Annotated in this window: 16 protein-coding genes and 1 tRNA gene; 10 read left to right on the top strand and 7 right to left on the bottom strand. The window is 71.3% G+C overall.

Features of this window, described 5'->3' with window-relative positions:
• The first annotated feature begins 61 nt into the window (after positions 1-61).
• Positions 62-1954 carry a signal peptide peptidase SppA gene (sppA, locus tag ACLBKU_RS12315; protein ID WP_410179854.1) on the top strand — a complete coding sequence of 631 codons (1893 nt, stop codon included), beginning with the start codon at positions 62-64 and terminating at the stop codon, positions 1952-1954.
• A gap of 89 nt (positions 1955-2043) precedes the next feature.
• Positions 2044-2118 (top strand) — tRNA-Val (locus tag ACLBKU_RS12320).
• A gap of 466 nt (positions 2119-2584) precedes the next feature.
• On the opposite strand, the gene ACLBKU_RS12325 is transcribed toward ACLBKU_RS12320, so the two are convergent.
• Both ACLBKU_RS12325 and ACLBKU_RS12330 read right to left on the bottom strand, forming a co-directional pair.
• Entirely contained in the window at positions 2585-3292 is a 708-nt protein-coding gene (locus ACLBKU_RS12325) for a zf-HC2 domain-containing protein (RefSeq protein ID WP_410179855.1), read from the bottom strand.
• A complete protein-coding gene (locus tag ACLBKU_RS12330) occupies positions 3289-3831 on the bottom strand; it encodes an RNA polymerase sigma factor (RefSeq protein ID WP_410179856.1) in 543 nt (180 codons plus the stop codon). The genes ACLBKU_RS12325 and ACLBKU_RS12330 overlap by 4 nt, the downstream gene beginning before the upstream one ends.
• Before the next feature lie 40 nt (positions 3832-3871).
• On the opposite strand from ACLBKU_RS12330, the gene ACLBKU_RS12335 reads away from it, so the two are divergent.
• From ACLBKU_RS12335 to ACLBKU_RS12350, 4 genes are all read left to right on the top strand, one after another.
• A complete protein-coding gene (locus ACLBKU_RS12335; RefSeq protein ID WP_410179857.1) occupies positions 3872-5125 on the top strand; it encodes a S8 family serine peptidase in 1254 nt (417 codons plus the stop codon).
• Between the two features lie 96 nt (positions 5126-5221).
• Complete coding sequence (locus ACLBKU_RS12340; RefSeq protein WP_410179858.1) at positions 5222-6106, top strand: hypothetical protein; 885 nt, start codon at positions 5222-5224, stop codon at positions 6104-6106.
• 346 nt (positions 6107-6452) lie between these two features.
• Positions 6453-9080 (top strand): M14 family zinc carboxypeptidase, encoded by a 2628-nt coding sequence (locus ACLBKU_RS12345; RefSeq protein WP_410179859.1) that lies wholly within the window; start codon positions 6453-6455, stop codon positions 9078-9080.
• Positions 9081-9124: 44 nt separating this feature from the next.
• Positions 9125-9862, top strand: coding sequence for a hypothetical protein (locus ACLBKU_RS12350; RefSeq protein WP_410179860.1), 738 nt, complete (start codon positions 9125-9127; stop codon positions 9860-9862).
• On the opposite strand, the gene ACLBKU_RS12355 is transcribed toward ACLBKU_RS12350, so the two are convergent.
• Together ACLBKU_RS12355 and ACLBKU_RS12360 are read right to left on the bottom strand one after the other, a co-directional pair.
• Positions 9836-10513 (bottom strand): Fe2+-dependent dioxygenase, encoded by a 678-nt coding sequence (locus tag ACLBKU_RS12355; RefSeq protein WP_410179861.1) that lies wholly within the window; start codon positions 10511-10513, stop codon positions 9836-9838. The genes ACLBKU_RS12350 and ACLBKU_RS12355 overlap by 27 nt on opposite strands.
• Before the next feature lie 158 nt (positions 10514-10671).
• The gene (locus ACLBKU_RS12360; protein ID WP_410179862.1) at positions 10672-11298 is read right to left on the bottom strand and encodes a TetR/AcrR family transcriptional regulator; all 627 of its coding nucleotides are present in this window, start codon (positions 11296-11298) and stop codon (positions 10672-10674) included.
• Positions 11299-11421: 123 nt separating this feature from the next.
• Between ACLBKU_RS12360 and ACLBKU_RS12365 the strand changes: the two genes are divergently transcribed.
• Positions 11422-13743: a TonB-dependent receptor gene (locus tag ACLBKU_RS12365; protein ID WP_410179863.1), complete on the top strand. Its 2322-nt coding sequence runs from the start codon at positions 11422-11424 to the stop codon at positions 13741-13743.
• 51 nt (positions 13744-13794) lie between these two features.
• Here ACLBKU_RS12365 and ACLBKU_RS12370 read toward each other — a convergent pair whose 3' ends face one another.
• On the bottom strand, positions 13795-14067 hold the full coding sequence (locus tag ACLBKU_RS12370) for a hypothetical protein (protein ID WP_410179864.1): 273 nt from the start codon (positions 14065-14067) through the stop codon (positions 13795-13797).
• Between the two features lie 135 nt (positions 14068-14202).
• Here ACLBKU_RS12370 and serS point away from each other — a divergent pair, with 135 nt between their 5' ends.
• Genes serS through ACLBKU_RS12385 form a run of 3 tightly spaced genes read left to right on the top strand, consistent with a single transcriptional unit; the run spans position 14203 to position 17335 of the window.
• Positions 14203-15483: a serine--tRNA ligase gene (serS, locus tag ACLBKU_RS12375; protein ID WP_410179865.1), complete on the top strand. Its 1281-nt coding sequence runs from the start codon at positions 14203-14205 to the stop codon at positions 15481-15483.
• Positions 15483-16244 carry a 5'/3'-nucleotidase SurE gene (surE, locus tag ACLBKU_RS12380; protein ID WP_410179866.1) on the top strand — a complete coding sequence of 254 codons (762 nt, stop codon included), beginning with the start codon at positions 15483-15485 and terminating at the stop codon, positions 16242-16244. The genes serS and surE overlap by 1 nt, the downstream gene beginning before the upstream one ends.
• A gap of 14 nt (positions 16245-16258) precedes the next feature.
• A complete protein-coding gene (locus ACLBKU_RS12385) occupies positions 16259-17335 on the top strand; it encodes a potassium channel family protein (RefSeq protein ID WP_410179867.1) in 1077 nt (358 codons plus the stop codon).
• 56 nt (positions 17336-17391) lie between these two features.
• On the opposite strand, the gene ACLBKU_RS12390 is transcribed toward ACLBKU_RS12385, so the two are convergent.
• Together ACLBKU_RS12390 and ACLBKU_RS12395 are read right to left on the bottom strand one after the other, a co-directional pair.
• Positions 17392-17790, bottom strand: coding sequence for a hypothetical protein (locus ACLBKU_RS12390; protein WP_410179868.1), 399 nt, complete (start codon positions 17788-17790; stop codon positions 17392-17394).
• Positions 17791-17806: 16 nt separating this feature from the next.
• The gene (locus tag ACLBKU_RS12395; RefSeq protein ID WP_410179869.1) at positions 17807-18208 is read right to left on the bottom strand and encodes a DUF1761 domain-containing protein; all 402 of its coding nucleotides are present in this window, start codon (positions 18206-18208) and stop codon (positions 17807-17809) included.
• Positions 18209-18220: the final 12 nt, after the last annotated feature.

An 18220-nucleotide genomic window follows, 5' to 3' on the forward strand; every position in this document is an offset into this window, starting at 1 on the left:
TCCGTTGGAACTTCGCGGGGCAAGGCCCTAGATCGGGGGGCAAGGCACAAGGAAACCATTGATGAGCTTCGTCGGCAAGGTGTGGAAGATCCTCGTCGGGATCAAGGACGGGCTCGTCCTCCTGTTCATGCTGCTGTTCTTCGTCGCGCTGTTCGGCATCCTCTCCGCGCGGCCCAATCCGGGGCAGGTGCGCGACGGGGCGCTGCTGATCGACCTCTCCGGCATCGTCGTCGAGGAGCGCTCCTCGCTCGACCCGATCGAGGCGCTGCTGTCGCGCTCCGCGCCGGTCGGCGAGACCCGCGCGCGCGACATCACCCGCGCGCTCGACGCCGCCGCGGCCGACGCCCGGGTCAAGGCGGTGGTGATCGACATGACCACCTTCCTGGGCGGTGGGCAGGTGCACCTCAAGGACATCGGGGAGAGCATGGACCGGGTCCGCAAGGCCGGGAAGCCCGTGCTCACCTACGCGAAGGCCTATGCCGACGACCACATCCTCATCGCCGCCCATGCGAGCGAAGTGTGGCTCGACCCGATCGGGGTGGCGGTGATCTCGGGACCAGGGCGCCACAACCTCTACTATGCCGGGCTGCTCGAGAAGCTCGGGGTGAATGCTCGGGTCTACCGGGTGGGCGAGTTCAAGGCGGCGGTCGAGCCGTGGTCGCGCACCTCGATGTCCGATGCGGCGCGGGCCAATATCGGCGGGCTCTACGCGGCGCTGTGGGAGGAGTACAAGGCCAATGTCACCCGCGCCCGGCCAAAGCTCCAGCTCGCGAGGGTGACCGGCGACCCGCAGGCGTGGATCGAAAGTTCGGGCGGCGACATGGCCGAGGCGGCGCTCGCCGCGGGCCTCGTCGACCGGCTCGGCGACCGGGCGCAGTTCGGCGCGCGCGTGGCCGAGCTCGCCGGCAAGGACCCGTGGAGCGAGAAGCCCGGCGCCTTCGCCGCGAGCGAGCTTCCCGCCTACCTCGCCGACATCGGGGAGAGCCGCGCAGGGAAAAAGATCGGGGTCGTCACGATCGCCGGCGAGATCGTCGACGGCAAGGCAGGGCCGGGCGTCGCGGGCGGCACGCGGATCGCCGACCTCCTCGACGAGGCGCTCGACGACGACCTTGCCGCGCTGGTGGTGCGGATCGATTCGCCCGGCGGCTCGGTCACCGCCTCCGAGGAAATCCGCCGCGCGATCCAGCGCTACCGCGACCGCAGGATCCCGGTCGCGGTGTCGATGGCCAACATGGCGGCGAGCGGCGGCTACTGGGTCTCGACTCCGGCCGAGCGGGTCTTCGCCGAGCCCGAGACCGTCACCGGCTCGATCGGCGTCTTCGCGGTGGTCCCGACCTTCGAGGGCACCGCGGCGAAGCTCGGGGTGACCGCCGACGGCTATCGCACCACCGACCTGTCGGGCCAGCCCGACCCGCTCGGCGGCTTCACCCCGGCGATGGACAGCCTGCTCCAGACCACCATCGCGGGCACCTACAAGGACTTCCTCGCGCTGGTGTCGAAGGCGCGGCGAATGCCGGTCGAGCGGGTCGACGCCATCGCGCAGGGGCAGGTCTGGGACGGCGGCACGGCGCGCCAGAACGGCCTCGTCGACGCTTTCGGCGGTATGCCCGAGGCGCTCGCCTGGGCGGCGGAGAAGGCGGGGGCGAAGGACGGCGAGTGGCACGCGGTCTATCTCGGCGACAAGGGCAACAGCTATGATTCGCTGATCCGCCAGCTCGTCACCCGCGAGGAGGAGGCCCCCGCGTCCGCGGGCGGCGATCTCTTCGCGATGACCGCGGTCAGCCGCGAGAGCCTCGCCGCAAGGCTGCTCGACGACGTGCAGCGCCTGACCGGCACGCGCGGGATCCAGGCGCTGTGCATCGCCTGCCCTGCCGCGCCTGCCGTCCCGGTGCGAAGCAGCACCGCCGCGCCAGAGGGCCTGCTCGCGCTCCTCGCCTGGCTCGCCGGCCGCTAAATCGCAAGCGGCCGGTGCGGTGGCGCTTGCCAAGCCCGCCCGACCCCATTAAAGGCGCGCCCCTGTCCGGCCCGCGAGGGCCCTCGGACGGGCGCGTAGCTCAGCGGTAGAGCACACCCTTCACACGGGTGGGGTCACAGGTTCAATCCCTGTCGCGCCCACCATCTTTTCCTTCGCTTGAGAGAGATGGTGCCGGCCTTCGTGCGAGGCGGGCAAGCCGTTTGCGCGCCTCCGCGATGCACCGGACGAGCGCCGGCCGATGCAACCCCGTAGTGCTACGGGACCGGCCCTGACGATTTCTTGCCGCCCCGCTCCCTAACAATCTTTCCTGCGCGCAAAGCCGTTCAGGTCCCTGTCGGCCGATCGCGCAGCATGACGCTCCCCGGGTCCGCCCGGGGCGCATCATGCATCTCTGCGGGAGGCTCCCCCTACCACCCGCGGAGATGCAGCCACCCGAGGTTTCCGGGCGCCGGTTGGTCTGGTCCCCAAGCGCGCTCGGGAACTTCCGGGGCGATCGTGCCCATCCGATGTGGCGCCCTCGGACTCTTCTAGAACGGAGCGACCGTTGAGGCGGGCGTGCGCGCGGCCAGCAGGGCCTGTGCCTCCAGGGCGCGAACCGCGGCAGCAGCGTCAGGGCTGCGTCCACCCCCGCTTGCGCGCCGCGGCTTCGCCTTCGGCATCGAGCGCCCCGCCTGCGGCCATATCCTGCGCTGCGGCCATGAGGTCGGCCTCGCTTCCGGCCTGACGAAACTGGCCCGCCGGCGCGCCGTCCAGCGCGAAGCGCCGCTCGATCTTCCAGCCGGCCGCGTCGCGGCACGCGATCCCGCCTTCCGCGCCCGAGCGGTAGGCGCGGCACAGATCGCCCTCGGTGCGTGCGAAGCTGAGGAGGATGCGCGTCGGGGCGCCCGACGGCTGATCGCCCGCCAGCTGCGTGTCGAGCGCCGCCGCCAGCTCGCCCCGCGCGTAGCCCTCGGGCACGCCGGCCTGCCACGGCTGCCACAGCGCGAGGATCAGCGAGGCCGCGAGCGCCGGACCCGCGATCGGCGCCCAGCGGCGCACCGCCGGGGCAAGCCCGCGCTTCTGCCGCGCGGCGGCGAGGCTCACCACCTCGGCAGGGGCCGCTGGCGGCACCGCCAGCAGCGCCGCGAGCCGGTCCGGCACGGCCTCTTCGGCAAGCGGTGCGTAATGCGCCGCGAGCCGCGCCTTCAAGGCCCGGTGCGCGGCGAGCCGCGCGGCGAGCGCCGGGTCTGCGGCGATTGCCGCCTCGACCTCGGCCCGCTCCGCGCCCTCGAGCTCGCCGTCGGCATAGGCCGCGAGCCGCTCCTCGCTCACGCTCATTGCGCATCCTCCAGCATCGCCATCAGCGCGTCGCGCCCGCGCACCAGCCGCGAATTGAGCGTGCCGACCGGGCAGCCGACGATTGCCGCGGCCTCCTTGTAGGACCAGCCCTCGACCATCACCAGCAGCACCGCCTCGCGCTGCTCGTCGGGCAGGCGGGCCATCGCGCGGTCGATCAGCGACAGCTCGACCGCGGCCTCCTGCGCCCCCTCGCCGCCGACCGCGAGACCCGCCTCCGCGTCCACGAAGGTCTCGCGGCGGCGCGCCCCGGCGCGGGCCTCGTCGATGAAGATGTTGCGCATGATCCGGTACATCCAGCTGTCGAGCCGCGTTCCTGCCTGCCATTGGTCGCGGCGGGCAAGGGCGCGCTCGATGGTCATCTGGCACAGGTCGTCGCCGTCGGCCCGGGACCCGGCGAGCCCGATCGCGAACCGCCGCAGCCGCGGCAGCAGGGCGAGCACCTGGTTCTCGAAGCTCTCGGGCAGCGTTCCATGCCTTTCACTGGGGATGAAACGGATGGGCTCGTCCGTTTCATCCATGCTTAATGCGAAATGGGGAAAGAGGCCAATGATGCGCGGCGTGACGAGATTGCTGGCGATGGCGGCCCTTGCCGGGACGGTCGGCTTCCCGCTGGCCGCGCAGCTCCAGGTGCCCGCGGTGCCGGTGCGCGTGCCTCGGGTCGGCGAGGTGCTGGGGGATGTCACCGGGCCGCTCGACGAGACCCTCGGCGAAGCCGGCGCGCTCACCGAACGGCAGGCGCGCGGGTTGCTGCGGCTGCGCGAGCGGGCGCTCGACCGGCTGCTCGGCGCGCATCCCGAGGCGATCGAGCGCGACTCCGGCGGCAACCTCGCCCGGCGCGGCGCGCTGCTGGCGACGGGCGTCGCCGAGGCGGAACTCGCGGCGCTAGAGGCGGCGGGCTTCCGGGTGCTGGCCCGCGAGCGGATCGAGGGGCTCGACATCGCCTTCGCGCGCCTCGTGGTGCCGGCGGGGATGCCGCTCGCCGAGGCGCAGGCCCGCGCCGCCGCGCTCGCCCCTGAGGCCGAGGTGGAGGCCGACACGCTGCACCTCGCGGCAGGCGGAGCCCTCCCCTCCCGCGCCCTTCCCCTCGCCGCGACGGCGCAAGCGGCGACGGCAGCGGCTGAGGTGCAGGTCGGCGTGATCGACGGCGGGGTCGGCGCGGGCGTGCCGGTGCTCGCGCAGAAGGGCTTCGCCGCGGGCGCGCCGCACCCCTCCGACCACGGCAGCGCGGTGGCGAGCCTCGTCCACGCGCATGGCGCGCCGCGGCTGCTCGTGGCGGACGTCTATGGCAGGGACCCGGCGGGCGGCAATGCCTCGGCCCTCGCGGGCGCGCTCGGCTGGCTGACGGCGCGGGGGTGCCGGGTGGTGACGATCAGCCTGGTCGGCCCGCGCAGCGCGCTTGTCGCGCGGGCGGTCGCGGCGGCGCAGGCCAAGGGGGTGGTGGTGGTCGCCGCAGTCGGCAACGACGGCCCGGCCGCGCCGCCCGCCTACCCGGCGTCCTATGCGGGGGTGCTGGCGATCACCGGGGTCGACCGCAAGGGCCGCGCGCTGATCGAGGCCGGGCGGGCGCTGCACCTCGACTATGCCGCACCCGGCGCCGAGGTCCATGCGCCCGATGCGCGCGGGCGGACGAGGGCGTGGCGCGGCACCAGCTTTGCCGCTCCCCTCGCCGCGGCGCGGGTGGCGGCGGCGCTCGGCGGCGGAGCGGCGTGGCGCGCGCGGCTCGATGCCGAGGCGCGCGATCTCGGCCCGAAAGGCGCGGACGCCGCCTTCGGGCGCGGCCTGCTGTGCGGGGGCTGCGGCCAGCGGAAGTGATTTTTCCGGAGCGCCGTGGATTAAGCGCGCCGCCCCATCCGTTTTCCTTTCGAGCGGGCAAGCGAAGTCCCGCCAGGTATCTGAAAGGAGACGAACATGAAGAAGCTCATCCTCGCCGCCAGCGCCCTCGCCCTGTTCCCCGCTGCCGCTGAGGCGCAGCTGCTCGGAGGCGGCGGCGGTTTCGGGGGCGGCCTCGGCGGCAGCATCGGGGGCACGCTCGGCGGAACCCTCGAGCGCACCACCACCACGGTGCGCGGCACGGTCGATAGCACCGTGAGCGGCCGCGGCTCGACCCGCGGCAGCCAGTCGGTCGACGCCAAGAAGGGCACCGTCGCCGCCGAGCGCAGCGCCGAGGGCTCGCTGACCGGCTCGACCGCGAGCCTCGCCGACCTCGTCGTCCCGCCGATGGGCCAGATGGGGTCGATGACGCAGGCGAGGGGCAGCGGCTCGGCGAGCGGACGGGGCAGCGCGAACGCGCAGCTGCTCGGCACCGACGCGGTCACCGGCGCCCTCGCCCCCGCCGCCGAGAGCGCGCGGGGCATGGCGGGCCAGGCGGCCGGCACCGCGATGGGGATGGCCTCGGCTACTCCAACCGCGCTGCCCGCCGGCGGCGCGACCGGCGGCGGCAGCGGCTCGGCCGCGGGCGACGGGAGCGCCTCGCTCGCAGGCCCGCTCTTCGCGGTGGCCGGGAGCGCGGCGGCGGCGGGTGAGGGTGCCTTCACCGTCTCGCGCGGGATGCCGGTGACGACCCCGGAGGGCGCCTCGCTCGGCAAGGTGCGCGAGGTCGTCGCCAATGGCCGGGGCGAGGTCGAGCAGATCGTCGTCAAGCAGGGCAAGGTCACCCGCGCGCTGCCGGCGGGGATGTTCAGCGCCTCGGGCGACGTGCTGGTCGCGGGCGGGGCGCAGGGCGAGGGCGGGGTCGCCCCGGCACCGGCTCCGGCACCGGCTCCGGCCCAGCCCGAGGCGCCGCCGGCGGAGTGATCCGCAAGCTTGCCGCCTGCGGTTCCGGTTCCGATGAGCAGGCCGGCAAGAGACTGGAGGCGGCTGCCCCGCGCAGCCGCCTCGCTTTTCGTCTGGCCGAGCGATGATTCACGTGAAACATCGCCGAAATGCGCCGCCGGTGGGGGGGATGGCGGGGGTGTGACGGGGGTCTGGAGCGGGCTGGAGGGGGTCTGGACGGGGCCTGACTCCACCCTGCCGCCGCCGCCCTGCGCGCCGCCCCGCCCGCCGCCTCCTCGTCATTCGCCCCTCCCGGCTTGACCGCGGCCACCTTGTCGCGGCAACACTCGGCCGCTCCGCCGTCCGGCGGGAAGTGCAAGGAACCATCATGCTCAACGCTTTCCGGGGCGCCGGCCTCCTTCTCGCCGCGGCCCTCGCCCCGCTCGTTGCCGCCCCCGCCGCCGCGCAATCCTTCGCGCAAGGGCAGTTCGACCCCGCGATCCCGACCCTCACCCAGAGCGCCGGCCACGCCCCGGGCACCCGCATCACCCCGCCCGACCAGGCGGTCGCCTATATCAAGGCCCTCGCCGCCGCCGCGCCCGATCGCACGCGGCTCGTGCAATATGCGACGAGCTGGGAGGGCCGCCCGCTCACCTACCTCGTCATCTCTGCGCCCCCGAACATCGCGAACCTCGACGCGATCAAGGCCGACCTTGCGGCCATCGCCGCCGGAAAGCCCGGCAACGGCACCGCGCTCCCCGTCACCTGGCTCGCCTACGGGGTCCACGGCAACGAGATCTCCTCGACCGACGCCGCGCTGATGACCGCCTATCACCTCCTCGCCGCGAAGGACGACGCGCGCGCGGCGAAGATCCTCGCCAACACCATCCTCGTCATCGACCCGATGCAGAACCCCGACGGGCGGGCGCGCTTCGTCAACAACTTCCTCGCCTCGACCGGGATCGCCGCCGATGCCGACCGGCAGGCGGCCGAGCACGACGAACCCTGGCCCTCGGGCCGCGTCAACCACTACATGTTCGACTTGAACCGCGACTGGTTCACCCTCTCCCAGCCCGAGACGCGCGGCAAGGTCGCCGCGATCCGCGCATGGAACCCGGTGGTGGTCGTCGACCTCCACGAGATGGGCGGGGACGAGACCTATTTCTTCTCGCCCGCCGCCCAGCCCTTCAGCCCCAACCTCACGCCCGCGCAGATCCGCGCCTACGAGCTGATCGGCCGCTACAACGCCGCCGCCTTCGACGCGCGCGGCGAGCCCTACTTCACCCGCGAGGTCTACGACCTCTTCTACCCCGGCTACGGCGACACCTGGAACGCGCATCAGGGGGCGATCGGCTCGACCTACGAGCAGGGCTCGGCACGAGGCCTCGTGTTCGAGCGCAGGGACGGCACCACGCTCACCTATGCCGACGGGGTGATGAACCACTTCACCGCCAGCCTCGCCACCGCCGAGGCGGTCGCCGACAATCCGGCGAAGTTCCTCGCCGACTTCGCCGCCTACCGCGCCGCCAATGCCACCGGCGCGGCGGGCAAGGGCTCCTACGTGATCGACCTTGCCAAGAAGCGCTGGAACGCCGAACGCCTCGGCCGACGGCTCGCGGCGCAGGGCATCACCGTGCTGCGCCGCGAGGGCGCTGCGAGCCTCTGCGGCAGGTCCTATCCGGCGGGCTACCTCGCCGTGCCCCAGGCCCAGCCCGCGGCGCGGCTGGTGCGCAGCCTCCTCGACAAGGACACCCCGCTCCCGCCCGATTTCCTCGCCGAGCAGGAGCGCCGCCGCGCGGTCGACCTGCCGCACGAGCTCTACGACGTCACCGCCTGGTCGGTCGGCCCGATGGCGGGCGTCGATGTCAGCCTGTGCAACGCCGCCGCGCCCGGCGAGGCGATGAGCGCCGACACGCCGATCGCCGCCAAGGCTTCCGGCACCGGCAGTTTCGCCATCGCCGTGCCGTGGAGCGACGGCGGACAGGCGCGGCTCGTCACGCTGGCCCTGCGCGAAGGCATCGAGGGCCGCGTCACCGACAAGGCCTTCGTGACCGCCGGGCGCAGCTTCCCGCGCGGCACGGTGGTCTTCCCCGCCGGCTCCAACACCCCCGAGAAGATGGCGCGCCTCGCCGCGATTGCCGACGAGGTCGGTGCCGAGACTGTCGCGCTCGTGAACGGCTGGGTCGATTCCGGCCCCAACCTCGGCAGCGAGCACTTCACCCGCCTGACCCTGCCGCGCGTCGCGGTGGCGTGGGACGACGGGGTCTCGCAGCTCTCGGCGGGCGCCCTGCGCTACGTGCTCGAACAGCGCATCGGCCTGCCGGTGACGCCGATCCGCACCGCCCGCCTCGCCCGCGCGGACCTTGCGGACTACGACGTCGTGCTGGTGCCCGAGGGCAATCCGGCGGGCGTGCTCGGCGAGGGCGGGCAGCGGGCCCTGCGCGCCTTCGTCCAGCGCGGCGGGGTGCTGGTCGCGATCGGGGAAAGCCTCGAGGCTTTCACCGGCGGCGACAACCCGCTCCTCGCGGTGAAGCGCGAGGCGGCGCTGGGGCGCGACCCCGAGGCGAAGAAGGACGGCAAGGGCGACCTCGCCGAAGGCCAGGCGATCGCCACCGACGCCGAATATCGCGAGGCCATCAAGGATCAGGCGGCGCTCCCCGACACCATGCCCGGCGCGCTGCTCAACGTGGTGGGCGAGCCCGACCACTTTCTCTCGGCGGGCTATGACGAGGGCGGCGTGGTGCTCGCGACCGGCACGCAGATCTGGACCCCGCTCGACCGCGCCAAGGGCGTCAACGCGCTGCGCTTCGCCGCTCCGGGGAACCTCATCGCCAGCGGCTATGTGTGGGACGAGAACCGCAAGCAGCTCGCCTACAAGCCCTATGTCATGGCGCAGCGGACGGGCCGCGGGTTGACGATCGGCTTCGCGCATGATCCCTCGACCCGCGGCTATCTCGAAGGGCTCGACCTGATGATCGCCAATGCGGTGCTGGTCGCGCCCTCGCGGGTGCGGTGAGAGTGTCCTAGCGAACTGACACGCATTGTGTCATGCTGGCGGGCATGACGCTGTTCCACGCGCTCGTCGCCCTTCATGTCGCCACCGGCGCGGTGGGGCTGACGGCGTTCTGGGGGCCGATCGCGACGAAGAAGGGCTCAGGCAAGCACCGCAAGTGGGGCCGGGCGGCGTGCTACGGTTTCCTTGGCGCAGGGGGGCTCGCCATCGCGATGGCTTTCCTGTCGCTCTACGGTCCGGAGCACCGCCACCCCGAAATCACCGACCGCGCGCTGTTCGACGGGCTGTTCGGGTGGATGATGCTCTATCTCGGGGTGCTGACCATCGGCTTCGTCGATTACGGCCTCGCGGTGGTGAAGCACTCGCGCGACCGGCGGGCGCTGCGGGCGGTGCGTTATCAGGGCGTGATCGCGGCGGTGATCGTGACGGGGGCGTGGTGCGGAATCTACGGCTGGCGGGTCGGGCACCCGCTGATGGTGTTGGTCGCGTTTATCGGCATCGTCGCGATGCTGATCCAGCAGCGCTACATCTGGCGGGGGGATGATCTGCCGAGGGGAACGCACGTCGGCGAGCATTTTCGCGCGCTGATCGGCATGGGGATCTCGGCCTACACGGCCTTCCTGTCGGTCGGGCTGATCCGGCTGGTGCCCGAGCACGTCTTCAACCCCGCGATCTGGGCCGGGCCGAGCGTCATCGGGGTGAGCCTGATCCTGTATTTCACCGTGCAGGCCAAGAAGGCTTCCGCCGCCCCGCGCGCCTCAGGGGTGCGCCCACATCCGCAATAGGTTCGCGATGGTCTTGTCGAGCGTCAGCAGCTCGGCCGACTGGCTGGGGAGCTGCGAGCGCAGCGCGGCGCGCAGGTTCTCGAGGTCGAACAGCATCTCGCGCCGCGCCGGGTCGGCGACGAGGCTCTCGATCCAGCCGACGCAGACGATCCGCGTGCCGCGCGTCACCGGGCGCACCTCGTGGATCGCGCCCGAGGGGTAGAGCACCATGTGCCCCGCCTCGCCCTTCACCGACTGGGTGGTGCCCGCGGCGTGGATGACGAGCTCGCCGCCCTCGTAGTCGCCGGGTGGGGTGAGGAACAAAGTGAAGGAGAGGTCGGTGCGCAGCCGCTTGGCACCGCGCCCCATCAGCGCATTGTCGACATGCGCGCCGTAGTGCCCGCCGCCTGCGGTGCGGCTGATGAGCAGCGGCGAGAACCGGCGGGGCTGCGCGGCGGCGCGCAGCACCGGGTGCTCGGCGAGAAGGCGGGTGATCTCCTCCTGCAGGGCGCGCCCGGCGGCCCCCTCCATCGCCGCCTGCTCGTTGCGCTTGACCTCGCGCGCCACCGGCCCCGCGGTCTCGCGCCCGTCGCGCCACTGGAGGAGCACGATCCGCTCGTGGATCGCGGCGAGATCCTGGGCTGAGGGAATGGCGTGGATGGCGAGGATCATGGGGACGGCCTAGACCTGCGCGGGCGGCAAGAGCAAGCTGGTTCGCATAGTTCATGCGGTAGCCGGGTCAGGGCGACATGAACGAAGCTGAAAACACGCCCTTTTTTTGCGCTTCTGCGTCGCATTAGTACAACCGATGAGGAGCGGATCAGCCTTTCCTACCGCCGCGCGATGCCCTCCGCCAGCAGGCGGTTGACCCCCGCCGCGACCGCCTCGGCGTCGGGCCCGCCCTTCTCGCCCCAGACGACGTAGCGCAGGCCGACGAAGACGTTGATCCCCATCAAGGCCCAGGCCTCGAGCTCGCCGAGCTCCTCGCGCAGCTCGCCGGAGGCGCTGCCCGCGGCGAGGCGCTCGGCGAAGCGCGCGGCGATCGTCTCGTAGTGGGCGCGGTAGCTCGCCGGATCGACGAACTCGGCCTCGTCGATGATCCGGTAGATCTCCTTGTGCTCGGCCGCGAAGCGCAGGAAGGCGGCGAGTGCCGCGCGTTCGATCTCGAGCGCGCCCATGCCCTCGCTGAGCGCCGAGCGCGCGCTGGTGCGCACCGCCTCGCTCATGTCGGCGACGAGCGCGCGGAACAGCGCGTCCTTGCTGTCGAAATAGGTGTAGAAGCTCCCCAGCGCGACCCCGGCGCGGCGGGTGATCGAGCTCACCGAGGCCTCGTGGAAGCCCTTCTCGCCGAACTCCACCGCGGCCGCGTCGAGCAGCTTGCGCAAGGTCCGCCGCCCGCGCTCGGTGCGCGGCGTCTTGGCGTCGACCTCCGCCGCGCTGCTGCCAGTGTTGCGCATCCGCACCTCCTCCCGCGCTTTCGGTAGGCGGCACAGGCCCCGCGCGCAAGTCTGAACTTGAAAGGTGGTTCACCTTTCAATATTGATAGCGCCATACAAAGGGCGACAGGAGAGGAAACCGCCATGACAATGAAACTTCGTGCCCGTGCGCTGCTGCTCGCCGGGTCGGCCGGGCTCGCCGCCTTCGCCGCGCCCGCCGTCGCGCAGGATGCCGCCGCCGACACCGCCGCCACCGCCAGCGAGGCCGCCGACAGCGGCGAGATCGTCGTCACCGCGCGCCGCCGCGAGGAGCGCCTGATCGACGTGCCGGTCGCGGTCACCGCCTTCGACCAGGCCGATCTCCAGCGCGTCCAGGCGGTCGACCTCTCGGGCCTCCAGGCCGCCGCGCCCAACCTGAACCTCGTCCAGGGCCGCGGCTCGGCGGCGAGCGCCAACATCTTCATCCGCGGCCTCGGCCAGCCCGACGCGCTCCAGACCTTCGACCCGGCGGTCGGCATCTATGTCGACGGGGTCTACCTCAGCCGCATCCAGGGCGCGCTGCTCGGCCTGTTCGACGTCGAGCGGATCGAGGTGCTGCGCGGGCCGCAGGGCACGCTCTACGGCAAGAACACCACCGGCGGGGCGATCTCGATCGTCAGCCGCAAGCCCGACCTCGCGACCCTCAAGGCCGCCGGATCGGCGCTCTACGGCAGCTACGACCAGATCGTCCTCAACGGCTACCTCAGCGCGCCGCTCGTCACCGACAAGGTCGCATTGAGCCTCGCCGGACAATACGACAAGCGCGACGGCCTCGTCACCGACCCGCGCACGGGCCGCAAGTACAACGACCGCGACAGCCTCACCCTGCGCGGCATCCTGCGCGTGCAGCCGACCGAGCGGCTGGAGATCCTCGCGAGCGGCGACTACAACCGCCAGCGCAACGCGCTGACCCTCGGCTACCCGACCGCGCCGCTGCTGCGCACCAACTTCACTTTGGGCGCGCAGACGCTCGTCCCCGCGCAGCCCTATGGCCGCTACGACTACAAGGCCTCGACCAGCTTCACCGGCGACGAGGGCCAGAAGCTCGATCACTGGGGCGTCAACCTCACCGCCAATTACGAGCTCACCGACGCGATCACGCTGACCAGCATCACCGCGTGGCGCAAGCTCGAGCCCGACCTGTTCATCGACATCGATGCGAGCCAGGCCGAGCTCGGCGACGTCTTCGTCGGCATCGACCAGCGCCAGTTCAGCCAGGAACTGCAACTGAAGTGGGACGCCGACCGCTTCTCCGGCGTCTTCGGCCTGTTCTACCTCAACGAGACGATCGCCTCGCACCAGGAGGCCTATGCCGACGACCTGTTCGCCTTCGGGGCGCTGCCGCTGACCTTCCTGCGCACCATCGACGACCGGCAGAACACCAAGAGCTACGCCGCCTTCGGCCAGGCGACCTACGACTTCACCGACAGCCTCAGCCTCACCGCGGGTCTACGCTACACCAAGGAAAAGCGCACCTACGACCGGATCACCACCACCGCCTCGACGCTGGCGGCGCTCAACGGGCTGACCTTCCGCTTCCCGGGCAACCTCCCCGCGCCGCTCAACCTCGACAACGACGTGAGCTTCGACGCCTGGACGCCGAGCGTCACGCTCTCCTACAAGCCGAGCGCCGACAGCCAGATCTACGCCTCGGCCTCGCGCGGGTTCAAGGCGGGCGGGTTCAACGGGCGCGCCAACAGCCTCGCCGACCTGACGCTGGTGGTGAACGGCACCTCGCAGCTGGTGACGAGCTTCGCGCCCGAGACGGTGTGGACCTACGAGACCGGCGCCAAGGCGAGCTTCGCCGACGGCAAGGTCTATCTCGCGGCCAACGTCTTCTACAGCGACTTCAAGAACTTCCAGGCGCGCGTCGGCGGCGGCGGGGTGGGCACCTTCCCGGTGCTCAACGCCGGCAAGATGTCGATCTGGGGCGCCGAGGTCGAGGCCGTGGTCAAGCCGACGAAGGCGTGGACGGTGCGCAGCAGCCTCGGCTATCTCGATGCGCAATACGAGGAGTTCAACGACGGCCGCCGCGCCCCGGCCTTCAGCTGCAACCCGACCGGCACGCGGATCACCTGCGAGCCCGCCTTCGCCCCGCCGCTCACCGTCAACCTCGCGAGCGACTACCGGATCGACATTGGTGATGCGGGCAGCATCACCTTCGGCGGCGATGCGCGCTTCGTCGACAAGCACTTCCTCAGCGTCGACAACCGCCCCGGCCTCGTCGAGGACGGCTACTGGCTGGTCAATGCCTTCCTGCGCTACGACGATGCGGCGCGGAAGTGGTATGTGCAGGGCGGGGTGAAGAACCTGACGAAGACGCTCTACAAGACCGACGGGCAGGAGTTCAGCTCGGTCGGGAACATCCAGACCGTCTATTTCGGCGATCCGCGCACCTGGAACGTGATGGTCGGCTTCGCCTTCTGACGCAGGGTTCGGGGCGGCGCCTCACCGGGCGCCGCCCCGTTTGCGCCGTCTTCAGTAATCGACGTTGGAAGCGACCGGCACGGGCTTGGTCGCGGCCGGGGAGGGAAGCTGGCGCTGACCGCCCGCGGCGGCGGTCTCGCGCCTGTCCATGTAGCGCTTGGCGACATAGCCCCCGGCGGCGAGCGCGATCATGCCGGGCAGGCTCAGCCGGCCTATCACCCAAGGCACCGCGGCGCCGAGCGCGGCCCCGGTCGCGCCGCCCACCGCGGGCGAGTTCTTGGCGAGCTTCGCGCCGATCGCGGCGCCGATGATCCTCTTGAGCATGGGTCTTTCTCCTTCGCTTCATCTACCCGCCGCGGGGAGGCGCGGTTCCTCGCTCCGTCGCAGCGGGGGTGCGGCTCGGCAGCAGCGGCGGTCCCCCCTTCCCTCAGGCGCTGCGAGCGGGCATAGGCCCGGGCCATGCACGATATCCGACTGATCCGAGACAACCCGGAAAGCTTCGACGCGGGGCTGGCGCGGCGCGGATTGCCGCCGCAGGCCGCCGCGCTGATCGCATTGGACGAGGCGCGCCGCGCCGCCGTCACCGAGGTGCAGGTCGCGCAATCGCGCCGCAACGAAGCCTCGAAGCTGATCGGCGCGGCGATGGCCAAGGGCGACCGCGAGGGCGCCGAGGCGATCAAGGCCGAGGTCGCCGCCCTGAAGGACGCGATGCCCGCGCTGGAAGCCCGCGCCGAGGCGCTGGCGGGCGAGCTCAAGGCCGCGCTCGAGATCATCCCCAACCTCCCCGCCGCCGACGTGCCCGATGGCGCGAGCGAGGAGGACAACCGGGTCGAGAAGGAATGGGGCGAAAAGCGCGCCTTCGACTTCGGGCCCAAGGAACACGCCGACATCGCTCCGGCGCTCGGCATGGATTTCGAGACCGGCGCGCGCCTATCGGGTGCCCGCTTCACCTTCCTCAAGGGCGGCATGGCAAGGCTCCACCGCGCGCTCGGCCAGTTCATGCTCGACGTCCAGACCGGCGAGCACGGCTATGCGGAGTGCAACCCTCCGGTGCTCGTCAAGGACGAGGCGATGTACGGGACGGACAAGCTGCCTAAGTTCGCGGAGGATTCCTTCCGCGCGGGCGGGGAGCACTGGCTCATCCCCACCTCGGAAGTCTCCCTCACCGCCAGCGTCATGGGCGAGCTGCTCGACGAGGGCGCGCTGCCGATGCGCCTGACCGCGCTCACCTTGTGCTTCCGCTCCGAAGCGGGCGCGGCGGGGCGCGACACCCGCGGGTTCATCCGCCAGCACCAGTTCGAGAAGTGCGAGCTCGTCTCGATCGTGCGGCCCGAGGACTCCGAGGCCGAACACCAGCGCATGACCCGCGCCGCCGAGACCATCCTCGAGCGCCTCGCCCTCCCCTACCGCAAGCTCCTGCTGTGCACCGGCGACATGGGGTTCGGCGCGCGCAAGACCTACGATCTCGAGGTGTGGCTCCCGGGGCAAGGCGCCTTCCGCGAGATCAGCTCGTGCTCGAACACCGGTGACTTCCAGGCGCGGCGGATGAACACCCGTTACCGCGTCGCGGGCGAGAAGGCTACCCAGTTCGTGCACACCCTGAACGGCTCCGGCCTCGCGGTCGGCCGCACGCTGGTGGCGGTGATCGAGAACTATCAGAACGCCGATGGCTCGGTGACCGTGCCCGAGGCCCTGCTGCCCTACATGGGCGGCGTCACCCGATTGGAACCCGCCTCGTAATGCGCATCCTCCTCACCAACGACGACGGCATCCACGCTCCCGGCCTCGCGGTGCTGGAGGCGATCGCGCGCCGGTTCTCCGACGACATCTGGGTTTGCGCCCCGTCCGAGGAGCAGTCGGGCGCGGGCCACTCGCTCACTCTCACCCGGCCGGTGCGGCTCCACAAGCATGGCGAGCGGCGCTTCGCGGTCACCGGCACGCCCACCGACAGCGTGATGATGGCGCTGCGCACCGTCATGCCCGCCCCGCCCGACATCATCCTCTCGGGCGTCAACCGCGGCGCGAACCTTGCCGACGACATCACCTATTCGGGCACGGTCTCGGCCGCAATCGAGGGCGCGCTCGCCGGCATCCGCTCGATCGCCTTCAGCCAGGTCTATGCCCGCGAGGGGATGGGCGACGACGTCCCCTTCGGCGCGGCGAGCGAATGGGGCGCGAAGGTGCTCGAGAAGCTGATCGACGCGCCGATGGCCGAACGCACGCTCGTCAACGTCAACTTCCCCGCCATTCCCGCGGAGGAGGTCAAGGGCATCCGCGTCGTGCGCCAGGGCTTCCACGACTATTCGCGCGGCACCATCGTCGAGGGCCGCGACCCGCGCGGCTACCGCTATTTCTGGTTCGGATTGGACCAGATCGAGCACACCCTCGACCACGGCACCGATCTCGAGGCGATCGAGGAGGGCTTCGTCGCGGTCACGCCGCTGCAGCTCGACCTCACGCATTACTCGACGATCGGCCTCCTCGCCGAGCGCTTCGCCTGAGGGGCCCCGCGCGGATGGCCGACCAGCCGAGCCGCAACCCCTTCAAGCGCAAGCCGCTGCTCGCTGACCGGTTTCGCCCGCTCCGGCGGCAGGTGAAGCTGCCCGTGTGGGGCGACCTCGGCCTCCGGCTCGGGCTCGCCTTCCTGCTGATCGGGCTGGTGGTCGCGATCCACTGGTGGGACCGCGAGGGGCTGAAGGACGGGCACGACGGCGTCATCAGCTTCCTCGATGTCGTCTATTTCACGATGATCTCGATCACCACGACGGGCTTCGGCGACATCGCCCCGATCTCCGACCGCGCCCGGCTGATCGAGGCGGTGATCGTCACCCCCGTCCGCATCGCCGTCCTGTTCATCTTCGTGGGCGCAGCCTACGATTTCGTCATCAAGCGCAGCTGGGAGAAATGGCGCATGGCCCGCATCCAGGAACAGCTCACCGGGCACGTGGTCGTGCTCGGCTACGGCGTCTCGGGCTCGCAGAGCGTCGGCGAGCTGATCGCGCGCGGCGTCGACCCGCGCTGCATCGTCGTCATCGACCCCTCGGAGGAGCGCCTGGCCGAGGCCGAGAAGCTCGGGGTCAACGTGATGGCGGGCGACGCGACCCGCGACGAGAACCTCAAGGCGGTGCGCATCGACAGCGCGGCGAGCGTGCTGGTCTCGGCGGGGCGCGACGACACCTCGATCCTGATCGTGCTGACCGTCCGCCACCTCGCGCCCAGCGTGCCGATCAGCGTGGTGGTGCGGGCGGAGGACAACGAGCTCCTCGCCCGTCAGGCGGGCGCGAACAACGTCATCAACCCGGTGCGCTTCACCGGGCTGCTGCTGGCAGGCTCGGTCAAGGGCGCGCACATCGCCGATTACCTCGCCGACCTCGCCAGCGTCGGCGGGCGGGTGCAGCTTGTCGAGCGGACGGTCAGTCCCGAGGAGTGCGGGCGTTCGATCGAGGACCTCGCGAGCGGCGGACAGGGCCTGAGGGTCTACCGCCAGGGCCGCGCGATCGGCTTCTGGGAGGACGAGTGCAAGCGCCTCCAGCCGGGCGACGTGGTGGTCGAGATCGTGCCTACCGCGGGGAGCGAGGGCGCGGGAGCGTAGGCGGCGGCGGGTTCGGGCCTGCCGGGGCGCAAGCTCTGCCCTCAGGTGGCGGATGGTCAGCCCTGGGCCACTTCGGCTTCCGTCCACCACCGCAGGTCGCGGATGTCGTCGCTTCCCCGCAAGATTCCCTCGACGGCATCTGCCAGCCGCTCGACCGGCTGTTCGGTCGGTATTCGCCTGAGCCATCGCCGCACGAAAGGCTTCGACGGCTCGATGAAGCACAGGAAGCCGTCCTCGTATTCCGGATAGAAGCCGCAGCCGATGCGGAGGGGAAAAGGATCATGGCGCAGTCTGACCCACCATCCCCAGTCCTCGGGCACCGAATCCTCGACCTCGAAACCAGCGCTCGGCAGCTTGGAGATCAGCAAGGCCGCGACCGCCTTGCCTTGCGGCAGGTCCGGGTCATCGTGCGCATCGAGGAGGCTCTTGGAGCGAAATTCCAGGTGGGTACGCAAGGTACAGAGGCCCCCGCTACGAGCGGAACCACACGAACACCCCGCCCATCGCCGCCATGCCGACGAGGAAGTGCCCGGCGTCGATCAGGAACAGCGCGAGGCTCTTCCTGAGGTACAGGTAGTTGATCCCGATCGCCGGGATCATCACGCCCGCCGCGAAGCCCGTCGCCATCATCATCACCACGTGCGGGGGCGGGTCGGTGCGGGCGAGGAGGTGCCACAGGACCATCGCGATCAGCATCTCGAAGGCGAAGGTCAGCGCGAAGATCAGGCCCATGTTGCTCGCCTGGAGCTGCGAGTTGGTGAGCCCCGCCGCGCGCTGCCAGACCTTGGGGAAGATCACCCCGTACCACAGCGCGCCGACCGCGAAGAAGGCGGCGGTTCCCGCCAGCACCGGCCACAGGGCGAAGTCGTTCATTCGTGCTCTCCC

The organism is Erythrobacter sp. NE805 (assembly GCF_046452355.1).
Classification (GTDB): Bacteria; Pseudomonadota; Alphaproteobacteria; order Sphingomonadales; family Sphingomonadaceae; genus Erythrobacter.

What these genes read in the sequence shown, in the direction of transcription:
- sppA (WP_410179854.1), top strand. Translation starts at nt 62, where the DNA reads ATGAGCTTCGTCGGCAAGGTGTGGAAGATCCTCGTCGGGATCAAGGAC.
- ACLBKU_RS12385 (WP_410179867.1), top strand. Translation starts at nt 16,259, where the DNA reads ATGGCCGACCAGCCGAGCCGCAACCCCTTCAAGCGCAAGCCGCTGCTC.
- ACLBKU_RS12345 (WP_410179859.1), top strand. Translation starts at nt 6,453, where the DNA reads ATGCTCAACGCTTTCCGGGGCGCCGGCCTCCTTCTCGCCGCGGCCCTC.
- ACLBKU_RS12355 (WP_410179861.1), bottom strand. Translation starts at nt 10,513, where the DNA reads ATGATCCTCGCCATCCACGCCATTCCCTCAGCCCAGGATCTCGCCGCG.
- ACLBKU_RS12330 (WP_410179856.1), bottom strand. Translation starts at nt 3,831, where the DNA reads ATGGATGAAACGGACGAGCCCATCCGTTTCATCCCCAGTGAAAGGCAT.
- ACLBKU_RS12350 (WP_410179860.1), top strand. Translation starts at nt 9,125, where the DNA reads ATGACGCTGTTCCACGCGCTCGTCGCCCTTCATGTCGCCACCGGCGCG.
- ACLBKU_RS12340 (WP_410179858.1), top strand. Translation starts at nt 5,222, where the DNA reads ATGAAGAAGCTCATCCTCGCCGCCAGCGCCCTCGCCCTGTTCCCCGCT.
- ACLBKU_RS12370 (WP_410179864.1), bottom strand. Translation starts at nt 14,067, where the DNA reads ATGCTCAAGAGGATCATCGGCGCCGCGATCGGCGCGAAGCTCGCCAAG.
- ACLBKU_RS12360 (WP_410179862.1), bottom strand. Translation starts at nt 11,298, where the DNA reads ATGCGCAACACTGGCAGCAGCGCGGCGGAGGTCGACGCCAAGACGCCG.
- surE (WP_410179866.1), top strand. Translation starts at nt 15,483, where the DNA reads ATGCGCATCCTCCTCACCAACGACGACGGCATCCACGCTCCCGGCCTC.
- serS (WP_410179865.1), top strand. Translation starts at nt 14,203, where the DNA reads ATGCACGATATCCGACTGATCCGAGACAACCCGGAAAGCTTCGACGCG.
- ACLBKU_RS12395 (WP_410179869.1), bottom strand. Translation starts at nt 18,208, where the DNA reads ATGAACGACTTCGCCCTGTGGCCGGTGCTGGCGGGAACCGCCGCCTTC.
- ACLBKU_RS12325 (WP_410179855.1), bottom strand. Translation starts at nt 3,292, where the DNA reads ATGAGCGTGAGCGAGGAGCGGCTCGCGGCCTATGCCGACGGCGAGCTC.
- ACLBKU_RS12365 (WP_410179863.1), top strand. Translation starts at nt 11,422, where the DNA reads ATGACAATGAAACTTCGTGCCCGTGCGCTGCTGCTCGCCGGGTCGGCC.